9 protein-coding genes and 1 pseudogene are annotated in these 11,170 nt (G+C 65.0%); 3 read left to right on the forward strand and 7 right to left on the reverse strand.

Features of this window, described 5'->3' with window-relative positions:
• The 5 genes from PMN64_RS39070 to PMN64_RS39090 form a co-directional block, all read right to left on the reverse strand.
• Nucleotides 1–708, reverse strand: a 708-nt coding sequence (locus tag PMN64_RS39070) for an acyltransferase family protein (protein WP_411784603.1), incomplete at its 3' end; no start/stop codon positions are given.
• Nucleotides 709–778: 70 nt separating this feature from the next.
• The gene (gene chrA, locus PMN64_RS39075) at nt 779–2,002 is read right to left on the reverse strand and encodes a chromate efflux transporter (protein ID WP_411784604.1); all 1,224 of its coding nucleotides are present in this window, start codon (nt 2,000–2,002) and stop codon (nt 779–781) included.
• A 459-nt stretch (nt 2,003–2,461) separates the two neighbouring features.
• The gene (locus PMN64_RS39080; protein ID WP_028344823.1) at nt 2,462–2,983 is read right to left on the reverse strand and encodes an OsmC family protein; all 522 of its coding nucleotides are present in this window, start codon (nt 2,981–2,983) and stop codon (nt 2,462–2,464) included.
• A 161-nt stretch (nt 2,984–3,144) separates the two neighbouring features.
• Entirely contained in the window at nt 3,145–3,639 is a 495-nt protein-coding gene (locus PMN64_RS39085; protein WP_028344824.1) for a ferritin-like domain-containing protein, read from the reverse strand.
• 25 nt (nt 3,640–3,664) lie between these two features.
• Nucleotides 3,665–3,868 (reverse strand): hypothetical protein, encoded by a 204-nt coding sequence (locus PMN64_RS39090; protein ID WP_411784605.1) that lies wholly within the window; start codon nt 3,866–3,868, stop codon nt 3,665–3,667.
• 344 nt (nt 3,869–4,212) lie between these two features.
• Here PMN64_RS39090 and PMN64_RS39095 point away from each other — a divergent pair, with 344 nt between their 5' ends.
• Nucleotides 4,213–4,899, forward strand: a complete 687-nt coding sequence (locus tag PMN64_RS39095) for a hypothetical protein (RefSeq protein WP_411784606.1) — start codon at nt 4,213–4,215, stop codon at nt 4,897–4,899.
• A 49-nt stretch (nt 4,900–4,948) separates the two neighbouring features.
• Here PMN64_RS39095 and PMN64_RS39100 read toward each other — a convergent pair whose 3' ends face one another.
• On the reverse strand, nt 4,949–6,421 hold the full coding sequence (locus tag PMN64_RS39100) for a protein adenylyltransferase SelO (protein ID WP_411784607.1): 1,473 nt from the start codon (nt 6,419–6,421) through the stop codon (nt 4,949–4,951).
• Between the two features lie 200 nt (nt 6,422–6,621).
• Here PMN64_RS39100 and aspS point away from each other — a divergent pair, with 200 nt between their 5' ends.
• Nucleotides 6,622–8,397: an aspartate--tRNA ligase gene (aspS, locus tag PMN64_RS39105; RefSeq protein WP_411784608.1), complete on the forward strand. Its 1,776-nt coding sequence runs from the start codon at nt 6,622–6,624 to the stop codon at nt 8,395–8,397.
• Between the two features lie 118 nt (nt 8,398–8,515).
• Here aspS and PMN64_RS39110 read toward each other — a convergent pair whose 3' ends face one another.
• Nucleotides 8,516–10,507 carry a hypothetical protein gene (locus PMN64_RS39110; protein ID WP_028344828.1) on the reverse strand — a complete coding sequence of 664 codons (1,992 nt, stop codon included), beginning with the start codon at nt 10,505–10,507 and terminating at the stop codon, nt 8,516–8,518.
• Nucleotides 10,508–10,740: 233 nt separating this feature from the next.
• On the opposite strand from PMN64_RS39110, the pseudogene PMN64_RS39115 reads away from it, so the two are divergent.
• Nucleotides 10,741–11,170 (forward strand): annotated as a pseudogene (locus tag PMN64_RS39115) (NADP-dependent malic enzyme); the annotation flags it as partial.

The raw sequence follows: 11,170 nt of genomic DNA on the forward strand, positions 1-11,170 counted from the left end.
GTGCACGGCCTGGAATGTCGCCGTGCCCATCGCGAGCGATAGCAGGCTGTACAGCCTGGTGTCGCGCCGTCCGCGGTAATGCTCATAGATCAGGAGGCCGACGGCGAAGAAGCCGCTGTCGTCGGCCACGAACAGTTTCTCGAACAGGGGAACGTCGATGGTGAGCTCGTTGGCGAAAGTGACTGCGATCCACGCCACGATGATCGTGTCGATCCGCCGCGGAAAGATGCCCCAGGCCAGGAACAGCGCGATCCAGGCGTAGAACACGACCTCGATCACCAGCGACCAGTAGGCGTCGTCCATGTAGGGCTGACCGAGCATCGGGGCCGCGATGAACAGGTTTGCCAGCCATTGCCCCCACGTCACGTGGAAGTACGCGTGGCCCAGCAGCAGCGTCGCGAGGAAGGTCAGCGTCATGCAGATGACGAAGGTCGGATAGATGCGGCTGAAGCGGGCGATCGCGAAGCCGATCGGCGTGCGGCCTTCGGCGGAATAGGCAATGACGAAGCCGGAGATCGCGAAGAACACGGGGACGCCGAGGAAGCCGTATTGCGCGATCGGGGCGAGGTACGGCATCGCCACCTTTTGCACGCCGTTCGATGCCACGCCCCAGAAGCCGTAGTGATACAGGATCACGGCCCCGACCGCGGCAAGCCGCAGCAGGTCCAGCACGGGAACCCGGGTCGGTTGTTTAGAAACGCTCGGCATATATCCGCTATCGTGGCGGCGAGGCATGAAGGCGTTCTTAATCCGCGCGGCGAAACCACTGCGCGATCGTTCACGATTGCAGGAGCCCCGTGGCGATGCCGGCGGCCGCGCTGAGCACCACCACCACGAGCGGCGGTGCGCGCCACGCCGTGAGCAGGACGAAGCCGGCCAGCGCGATGCCGAAATCGAGCGGACGGTGGACGCTGCTGGTCCACACCGGATTGTAAAGCGCGGCCCCCAGAATGCCGACCACGGCGGCGTTGACGCCGCGCATCATCGCCTGCGCCGCCGGCCGTTTGCGAAAGCTGTCCCAGAACGGCAGCGCCCCGAGCAGGACGAGAATTCCCGGCAGGAAGATGCCGACGAGGCCGATGATCGCGCCCGGCATGCCGCCGATCACGGCGCCGAGATAGGCGGCAAAGGTGAATAACGGGCCCGGCACCGCTTGCGCGGCGCCGTAGCCGGTCAGGAATGCATCGTCGCCGATCCAGCCCGGCGTCACCACGGCTTCGCGCAGCAGCGGCAGCACGACGTGGCCGCCGCCGAACACCAGCGCGCCCGAGCGGTAGAAGGCCTCGAACAGGCCGAGGCCGGGCCATGTCCGCGACAGCAGCGGCAGTCCGACCAACAGCGCGACGAACAGGATCAGCGCTGCGACGCCAACGCGGCGCGATACCGGCATCGCGATATGGGTGACCCCGTTGGCCGGTTGCGCCCGGCAGAACCAAAGCCCGGCGATGGCGCCGAGAACGATGGCGCCGATCTGCGCGATCGACGACGAACTGGCGAGGATGACGAGTGCCGCGACCGTCGCAATCGAGGCGCGTTCGCGGTCGGGGCAGAGCGAGCGCGCCATGCCCCAGACGGCCTGGGCGACGATCGCCACCGCAACCAGCTTGAGGCCGTGCACCAGGCCGGTACCCGCAGGGCCGCTCAATCCGCTGGCGCCGAAGGCAAACAGCACCAGCGCGATCGCCGAGGGCAGCGTGAATCCGGTCCAGGCCGCCAGCGCCCCCAGGTACCCGGCGCGCATCAGGCCGAGCGAAAAGCCGACCTGGCTGCTCGCAGGGCCCGGCAGGAATTGGCAGAGCGCGACCAGATCCGTATAGGCCTGTTCGTCAAGCCAGCGCCTGCGGGTGACGAACTCGTCGCGGAAATAGCCGATATGGGCGATCGGGCCGCCGAAGCAGCTGACGCCGAGCTTGAAGAAGATCAGCAGCACCTCCAGCGGCGAGTGCGTCGAGCTCGCGGTGGCGGGCGGTGTGCCGGGCTGCGGGACGTCGGTTTCGTTCAAGCGTCGTCAATTCCCGCAATTTGCGTCCCAGGTCAGGACTCGTAAGCGCGAGCATATCGCCATTCGATGACGTTTGAGCGCGCTATTTCGCGCGGCTCTGCGCGCGGCTCACTCGTAGCGGATGTTCTTCGACGGCCGGCGCGCGGCGGGCATCGCCAGCACGACGAGACAGAGCGCGATCATCGCCAATCCCATAAATTCGAATGCAAATGCGTCCACGGGCCAATCTCCCCCATCAGAAATAGTTAGACTTGTTGGGGGAGCGTTGACGCGCTGTTAAGCCTTATGGTTACCGCTGCCGGCCTCGGCGCATGGTGGAGAGTGAGTTAACGCTCACATGGGGGAACTCAAGCGCGGTGGTCACCGCGCTTGAGCTCTGTGTTTGCGCATGATCTCCGCGCAAACGCGTTCCGCGCTTGTCGCGCCGGAAAACCGCTTTGCACTTTTCCGGATCATGCGTTAGGCGGCCACGCTCAACGGTCCGGTGCGCAGCTTCAGATCCACCGGCGTCGGGTTCCGCAGGATGTCCAGCACGGGGCAATGACGGTCGACGGTTTCCTTCAGCCGGGCGATGTCGGCCGCGGAGGCAGGACTGTCGATGGCGACCTCGGCCTCGATCTGCTGGAAACCAGCTCGCACGTCTGGATCGACGCTGAAGAAGCCGCGCAGATCGATGGCGCCCGACAGCTTGACGGACACGCCGTTGAGGGGAATGCCGAGCGCGTCGGCATAGAGCCGATAGGTGATCTCCTGGCATGAGCCGAGCGCGGCGAGGATGTACTCGACCGGGTTCGGTGCGGTGTCCTGGCCGCCCAGCGCCGGCGGCTCGTCGACGCTGACGTTGAATTGCCGCACGGCAACGCGGCTATTGACGCCGTCGCCGAGTTGCGAAGTCGCCTGGAACACGGCCTGCGCCTGCGCCGGATCGGCACCAAGCGCCTGCTGGGTGTCTGCGAAAACCTGCTTGAACCTGAAGCTCATCGTTCGTCTTCCCCATGGCATCGATGATGCGAGGCTGATCGAACGACTCACGCAGGGCAATAGTCGCGGGATAAGAACGACAGCAGCTCCGCGAAGCGCGAAATTTTCAGCAGCATTTTTCCCGCGCGCGTAGATGCGTAGGATGAGTAGAGCCTACGGCGTTACGCGGCGAGGGCGTCCTGGTTGATCTCGCCCTTGGCGAGCGCCGTCAGCAGCGTGTCGACGTGCCGCTCTTCGTCGAGACTGTCGTGCAGGAGCCGCTGGTCGTCGCGCAGGTTGAGCTGGCCTGCGAGGGCGGCCGCGCTGCCATAGGCGGCGATCTCGTAATGCGCGAGCTTCTGCGCCGACGCGACGAGGCCGGCATCGCGCAGATTGTCGTCGGGCAGCAGCGAGACCATCTTGGCGGTCTCGTGGATTAGCGCCTGCATGGCCTGGTCGGTGTGCTCCAGCGGATCGGCGCCATGCATCCGCAGCAGCGATTTCAACCGCTCGCCCTGCACGATGGTCTCGCGGTGATGACGGCTGAACGCATCCTTGAGCGACGGATGCGAAGCGATCTCCGCCATCCGCGCCAGCGCCACGGCGAGTTGCTCCTCGACGCTTGCGAGTTCCTGAAGCTCGGCGACATACATGTCCTTGAAGCTGGTGATCCTCATCGTGAAACCCTTCTTGTTTCGGTGCTCAGGCGGTGTGGCCGCCGGAACCGGAATCGATCGGCGTTTTCTTGGCACGTTGTGGCGTCATCTTCGCCGGATCCGGTTGCCAGGGCACGCCGCGCGGCCCGAGTTGCTGGCGCTGCAGATCGTCCTCGGAGAAGGGCGGCTCGACGCCGTTCGGGTTGCTGCGCTCGATCGCGGTTTTCAGGTCATCATCGCGCTGGTTCATGCTGGCGCTCCATCATCTCGGCGGCACGGAACCTGGATCGGACGAGGCCGCACGTTCCGCGCTGCCCGGCCAACGATACGCGCGCGAAATCGTTGCAAACAAATCAGGGGGCGCGGCGCCACGCCACCGGCCGGGATGCCCAGGATGGGGAGGGCCAACGGGAGCTGTGCGAGCGGCGATCGACTACTCGGGCGCGGACTTGAGCGTCGACCTGGGCGTGGACCTGGCCTTCTCTTGCTCGCCGTTTGGTTGTAGTCTGGCATCATAGTTGAGCGATACGGGTCGACGTCCATTGTTGGAGCGTCGGTGCCCGATTGAAACGCAAGTCTATTTTGGGATGGCAGATGAATTCTCCGACGGTCCGCCTTGTGGCCACGCCGAGAACGGCTCAGTGGATCAAGAGTTCGTATGACGCCTATTTTCGTGCCGTGACCAAGAAGGAAATTCCTGTCCTGTCCTGTCCGGACGAACTGAAGCCAAATCGGGCAGATGATACCAACGATCGTCTTTGGGTGATTACCGTGGCGGATCCCTCGCACGGTCATATCATCGATTGGCACACGATGACCGGACTGCGCGCGCGCGATCGACGCATCGGAATCTGCCTTGTGGTTGCCTGGATCGCCGCATTCTATGCTGCGATATTCTTTGTCTTCGAACGCGGAGTATGGATCACAATCCTTGCGTTTTGTGGTCTCATCTGCCTGAGCGCATTGATTGTCTGGTTTGCAGCGATGCCAAATAGGCGGATCTTCGCGTCTCTCACGAGAGTGGAATTTCCGATTGAACTGACCCAGGCGATCAAGCAAACCGCGCGACGCAAGCAGGTGTTCTCCATGGTTGGGAAGATCGTCGGGGGCGTCGGTGGGCTGGCTGCGGGTGGCGCCGCGCGTGCCATCATCGATAGCGACGGCGCTGCAAAAGTTGCAGAGGAGCTATCGAAAGCGCTGCTCGAAGCCGGCGGCGAGGTGATGACCGAGACCCTGGCTCATCGTCCGGTCCCGTTAAAATCGGAGATGGGGGCCGGATAATTCGGCGGGCCCCCGGCATTTGCTGGTGCTTTCTCGTGCGTAAGTGGCCTCACGTCCCGCAGAACGTCTGCGTCACGCGCTGCTCGGGGAGCGGCGGATCGGCATAGGCCGTGTAGTGCGGCTGGTCCTCGTAGGGTTTTGCCAGCACCGTCAGCAATTCCTCGAACGGCGTGTAGTCATCCGAGTTCACCGCAGCCGCAATCACCGCCTCGATCCGGTGGTTGCGTGGGATGAAGGCCGGATTGACGGCACCCATCGCGGCCTTGCGCTCGGCCGGCGTCTGCTGTTCCAGCGCGAGGCGGGCGCGCCAGCGCGCGGCCCATTCGTCGAACGCCGCGGGATCGGTGAACTGCGCGCGGACGTCGGCGGCATCATCGGTCGCGGCCTCGCCGAGATGGCGGAAGGTCAGCGTGAAGTCGGCCGCGTTCTTGGCCATCGCGTCCAGCAGATCCTGGATCAGCGCCTCGTCACCGTCGCGCGCGGTGAACAGGCCGACCTTGGCGCGCAACCCGGCATTATAGGCTGCAGTGAACTTTTCGGGGAATTCGCCGAGGATCACTTGCGCCTGTTCAATCGCCTTCTCCTGCTCGTCCGCGAACAGCGGCAGCAGGCATTCGGCGAGCCGGGTCAGATTCCACAACGCGATGCGCGGCTGGTTGGCGTAGGCGTAGCGGCCCATCTCGTCGATCGAGGAGAACACCTGTGCCGGGTTGTAGGCATCGAGGAAGGCGCAGGGACCGTAATCGATGGTCTCGCCCGAGATCGAGGTGTTGTCGGTGTTCATCACACCGTGGATGAAGCCGACCAGGAGCCAGCGCGCGACCAGCGCAGCCTGCCGCGCCACGACGCCGGCGAGCAGGGCGTGATACGGCTGGGCGGCGTCCTTCAGCTCGGGATAGTGCCTGGCGATGACATGGTCGGCGAGCGCGCGCACGCCGTCGGTGTCGCCGCGGGCGGCGAAGAACTGGAAGGTGCCGACGCGGATGTGGCTCGCGGCGACGCGGGTCAGCACCGCACCGGGCAGCGCGGTCTCGCGCATCACGGGCTCGCCGGTGACGACCGCCGCAAGTGATCTGGTGGTCGGGATGCCCAAAGCGAACATCGCCTCGCTGACGATATATTCGCGCAAGACCGGACCGAGCGCGGCGCGGCCGTCGCCGCGGCGGGAGAACGGGGTCGGGCCGGATCCCTTGAGCTGGATGTCGCGGCGGACGCCGTCCTTGTCGATGACCTCACCGAGCAGGATGGCGCGGCCGTCGCCGAGCTGGGGAACAAAGTGCCCGAACTGGTGGCCGGCATAGGCCATGGCGATCGGGTCGGCGCCGTCAGGCAGCTGCTTTCCGGCAAGGATTTCGGCGCCCTCCGGCGTCGAGAGCAGGTCCGGGTCCAGCCCGAGCTGGACCGCGAGCGGCCGGTTCAGCTTGATCAGCCGGGGGGCTGCGACCGGGGTCGGCGCGACGCGGGCGAAAAAGTTCGCCGGCAGCGCCGAATAGGTGTTCTGGAACGGGAAATGAATGGTCATATCCGGAAGATAGGCCTGCGGGCCGAATAGGCAAACGGTTGGCGGCCACCTGGCGCCGGATCGCGGCAAAATCTGCAGTTTCGGGCCAAAAGCGGGCGTTCCCTTGGTTGCCGCCCCGAGCGGGCTCGGGTAAACCCAGCGCCTTCGGATAGGAAGTTTCCTATCGCGATTCTCCTCCGACATCAGTTTTTGGACAGACTATGCATCGCTACCGGTCACACACATGCGGCGCGCTCCGAGAGGGCGATATCGACCAGACGGTCCGGCTTTCGGGTTGGGTTCACCGGGTCCGCGACCATGGCGGCGTGCTGTTCGTCGATCTGCGCGACCATTACGGCATCACCCAATGCGTGGCCGATCCGGACTCGCCGGCGTTCGCCGAGGTCGAGAAGTTCCGCTCCGAATGGGTGGTGCGGATCGACGGCAAGGTGCGCCGCCGTCCCGCCGGCACCGACAATCCCGAACTGCCGACCGGCATGGTCGAGATCTACATCAAGGAGATCGAGGTGCTGGGCCCGGCGGCCGAGTTGCCGCTGCCGGTGTTCGGCGAGCAGGAATATCCCGAGGATATCAGGCTCAAGTACCGCTTCCTCGACCTGCGTCGCGAGAAGCTGCACCAGAACATCATGACCCGCGGCGCGGTGGTCGATTCCATGCGCAAGCGGATGAAGGAGCAGGGCTTCTTCGAATTCCAGACCCCGATCCTGACGGCGTCCTCGCCGGAAGGCGCGCGCGACTTCCTGGTGCCGTCGCGCATCCATCCCGGCAAGTTCTACGCGCTGCCGCAGGCGCCGCAGCAGTACAAGCAGCTGCTGATGATGTCGGGCTTCGACCGCTACTTCCAGATCGCGCCGTGCTTCCGCGACGAGGACCCGCGCGCCGACCGCCTGCCGGGCGAGTTCTATCAGCTCGACGTCGAGATGAGTTTTGTGACCCAGGACGACGTGTTCGCGGCGATGGAGCCGGTCATTACAGGCGTGTTCGAGGACTTTGCCAAGGGCAAGCCGGTCACGAAGAACTGGCCGCGGATTCCGTTCGCGGAGGCCGTGCGCAAATACGGCTCCGACAAGCCCGACCTGCGCAACAAGATCGTGATGCAGGAAGTCTCCGAGCACTTCCGCGGCTCCGGCTTCAAGGTGTTCGCGCGGATGCTGGAAGACCCGAAGAACCAGGTCTGGGCGATCCCCGGCACCGGCGGCGGCAGCCGTGCGTTCTGCGACCGCATGAACTCGTGGGCGCAGGGCGAAGGCCAGCCCGGCCTCGGCTACATCATGTGGCGCGAGGGCGGCGAGGGCGCGGGTCCCCTGGCGAACAACATCGGCCCCGAGCGGACGGCTGCGATCCGCGACCAGCTCGGCCTCAAGGAAGGCGATGCGGCGTTCTTCGTCGCCGGCGATCCCGAGAAGTTCTGGAAGTTCGCAGGCCTCGCGCGCACCAAGCTCGGCGAGGAATTGAACCTGATCGACAAGGACCGGTTCGAGCTCGCCTGGATCGTCGACTTCCCGATGTACGAGTATGACGAGGAGAACAAGAAGGTCGACTTCTCGCACAACCCGTTCTCGATGCCGCAGGGCGGCCTCGACGCGCTGACGTCGCAGGACCCGCTGACGATCAAGGCGTTCCAGTACGACATCGCCTGTAACGGCTACGAGATCGCCTCCGGCGGCATCCGCAACCACAAGCCGGAAGCGATGGTGAAGGCTTTCGAGATCGCGGGCTATGGCGAGCAGGAGGTCATCGACCGCTTCGGCGGCATGTACCGTGCGTTCCAGTACGGCGCGCCGCCACACGGCGGCATGGCGGCAGGCCTCGACCGCATCGTGATGCTGCTCTGCGGCACCAACAATCTGCGCGAGGTCTCGCTGTTCCCGATGAACCAGCAGGCCATGGACTTGCTGATGGGCGCGCCGTCGGAAGCAACCCCGAAGCAGCTCAAGGAGCTGCACATCCGCACCAACCTGCCGGCGAAGGGTTAGGCGGGCAGGAGAGGTGCGTAGCCCGGATGGAGCGAAAGCGAAATCCGGGGGCGGTCCCTCCTGCGGCGACGCTGTTCCCGGATTGCGCTTCGCTCCATCCGGGCTACGGGTGGGAGAATCATAACCCCGTCGAGGCCTCGATCCGGAATTGCGCCAGCGCCGATTGCGGATCGGTCTTGAGCAACTGCATCAATTGAAGCGCCGGCGCTTTCGCGCGCGGGGTCAGCTTGATGACCAGCGTCTGTCCCGGCGTCTCGATGAACTGGCTGATCGCGGTAAGGAGGCCGGTGGCGTCGGGATTACCCCCGCCGATCTCGCCGCCCTGCGCCTTGATGGCGTCGAGGATGACCTTGCGCGCCTCGTCGCGGCTGATGTTCCGGGTGCGCGCAAATTGAGCGATCGCGAGATCGATGACGCCGAGGTCATGGACCGTGAGCTCGATCGTGCCGGCTTCGATCTGCGCGGCCGCGCCCATTGCTTCCGCGGCGCTGGTCGAGAATGCCTCGCGCGGGACGTTGCCGAGCGCGACCCTGGCCGACGCATTGAGCAGGCCCGCCATGTCGAGCTTGACCGGCTCCAGCGCGAACGCGCGTGAGGTCTCGGTCCAAACGGCGCCGAGATCGGCGTCGATCGCCATCCGGTCGATCCCGGCGGCGACGAGCGGCTGCTGCCGCGGATCCGCTGCGTCCAGCGGTGCCGCGAGCTTCGCGACCAGCCGCAGCTTGCTCGGGATCGATCCGACGAACTGACCCCAGTCGAGGCTAAAGACATCGATGTTGATCGGCTTGCCGGTGGCCTTGTAGGGCGACGCAACTCCCTTGACCTCGACGCCTTCGATCAGCGGGAACAGCGCCAGCGCCTGTTCAGCGGACGGCTTCTGCGCGGCGAATTGTGCCGACAGTCGCATGAAGCTGGCGACGTCGAGCGACTTCAGCGCGAAGCGTCCGATCTTGATGGGACCGTTCGGCGCACGGGTATCGAGTCCCTCGACCGCAAGCTCGCCGATCTTGCCGTGTTCGAAGTTGAACCGCATCGAGGAAAGTTTGAGCGGGCCCTGCGGCGTCTCGACCGAGAGCCCATGCATCTCGGCATTTGCAATTCCGATGCCCGAATAGAGGCCGGCGATCTTGTCCAGCAGTTCGCGTGCCTGGGCGGCAGACGGCGGCGGACTCCCTTGCGGCGGGATCATTGCCAGCAGCGCCGGCAGTTGCATCCGTGACGGATTGATCCTGGTGTCGTCGACGGTCACGCCCTCGATCCGCATGTTCACACCCGGCGCAGCGGTGATGACATAAGGACCGGCCGAAACGTGCCCCTGAACCCGGTACTCCCTGTCATCGTTTGCCTTGCCTGGATCGAATATCGCCGCCATCGCGCCGACGTCGATGTCGGCCGCGGCGATATTGGCGAGTTCGCCAGTCAGCTTGATCGGCTTGCCTGCTGCCTGCTGGTTGATCGTGAACACAACCTTGCCGGTCTTGCTGGACGCGATCTTTCCGTCCTTCATGTTTTCGATGGCGATGCCCGAATAGGCGAATTCGCCGCTGGCGCCGTCGCCGGCTTTTGCGGCGGCGCTGAAGGTCATCGTTCCGGTCAAGCTGGGCGCAGTGACCGATGACGCGTTGATGCTCGCGAGCAGTCCGAACGCGGACCGGTACAGTTCGAAGATCGACGACGAGGCCGGAAGCTGGGGCAGGCTGGCGGGGCCGGAATAATCCTTCACCGTGATCCGCGGCGCCTTGTAGGTCAGTGAGGTGATCGTCGGGGTCGGTCCCGCCACGCCGATCTCGATATCGCTCAACTCGACATTGCCGGCGGAGACCCGTGCCGTGTCGGTTTGACCGAGGCCGGTCATCGTGAGACTGGCAATCTTGACGCTGACCGGGGATTGCGTCCCCGACTCGGTCGTGACGTCCGCGATCGTCAGGGTGCGGCTCTTGACGTCGAAGGCGATCTTGCCGTGGCTCGCCTTGGCGCCGGTGGCGCGGACCTGCTCGAACGCGGCCTCGACGTCGCGGGTGACCCGGCGCTGGGCATAGAAGTCGAAGCCGAAGTAGCCGCCGGCCGCGAGGACTGCGACGGCGATCAGGCCGAGCAGAATTTTCTTCATTCGGTCAACTCCGGATCATCAAGGGAAAAAAATTGCCAATCCCCGGCGGAATGGCTCGGGGAGGGGCAGGCGTCGATGAACGGCCGGCCCGGGCCTGTTGACGGGGACATTATCGGATGTTGCATCCAAGCGGCTGGACATGCTTCACATCCGGCTCGATTTGCCGGACAAATGACTTTCGCCTGGATTAGCACAGAAACAAGAAATTTGGGCCGGAAACGCGGGGAGCACGCATGTCGTCATCGTCTGAAGAACTCCACAACGCGGCGCTCGCCTACCATCGGCTGCCGCGGCCGGGCAAGCTCGAGATCCAGGCGATCAAGCCGCTTGCCAACCAGCGTGACCTGGCGCTGGCCTATTCGCCGGGCGTGGCCGCCGCCTGCACCGAGATCGCCAAGAACCCGGCCGAGGCGGCGACGCTGACCGCCCGGGCCAATCTGGTCGCCGTGGTCTCGAACGGCACCGCGGTGCTCGGTCTCGGCAATATCGGTCCGCTGGCCTCCAAGCCCGTCATGGAAGGCAAGGCGGTGCTGTTCAAGAAATTCGCCGGCATCGACGTGTTCGACATCGAGATCAAGGCCGACACGATCGAGCGCGTGGTCGAGACCGTCGCCGCGCTGGAGCCGACCTTCGGCGGCATCAACCTCGAGGACATCCGCGGAC

The organism is Bradyrhizobium sp. UFLA01-814 (assembly GCF_046718885.1).
GTDB lineage: Bacteria > Pseudomonadota > Alphaproteobacteria > Rhizobiales > Xanthobacteraceae > Bradyrhizobium > Bradyrhizobium elkanii.

What these genes read in the sequence shown, in the direction of transcription:
- PMN64_RS39080 (WP_028344823.1), bottom strand. Translation starts at nt 2,983, where the DNA reads ATGAGCTTCAGGTTCAAGCAGGTTTTCGCAGACACCCAGCAGGCGCTT.
- PMN64_RS39085 (WP_028344824.1), bottom strand. Translation starts at nt 3,639, where the DNA reads ATGAGGATCACCAGCTTCAAGGACATGTATGTCGCCGAGCTTCAGGAA.
- PMN64_RS39090 (WP_411784605.1), bottom strand. Translation starts at nt 3,868, where the DNA reads ATGAACCAGCGCGATGATGACCTGAAAACCGCGATCGAGCGCAGCAAC.
- PMN64_RS39095 (WP_411784606.1), top strand. Translation starts at nt 4,213, where the DNA reads ATGAATTCTCCGACGGTCCGCCTTGTGGCCACGCCGAGAACGGCTCAG.
- PMN64_RS39100 (WP_411784607.1), bottom strand. Translation starts at nt 6,421, where the DNA reads ATGACCATTCATTTCCCGTTCCAGAACACCTATTCGGCGCTGCCGGCG.
- aspS (WP_411784608.1), top strand. Translation starts at nt 6,622, where the DNA reads ATGCATCGCTACCGGTCACACACATGCGGCGCGCTCCGAGAGGGCGAT.
- PMN64_RS39110 (WP_028344828.1), bottom strand. Translation starts at nt 10,507, where the DNA reads ATGAAGAAAATTCTGCTCGGCCTGATCGCCGTCGCAGTCCTCGCGGCC.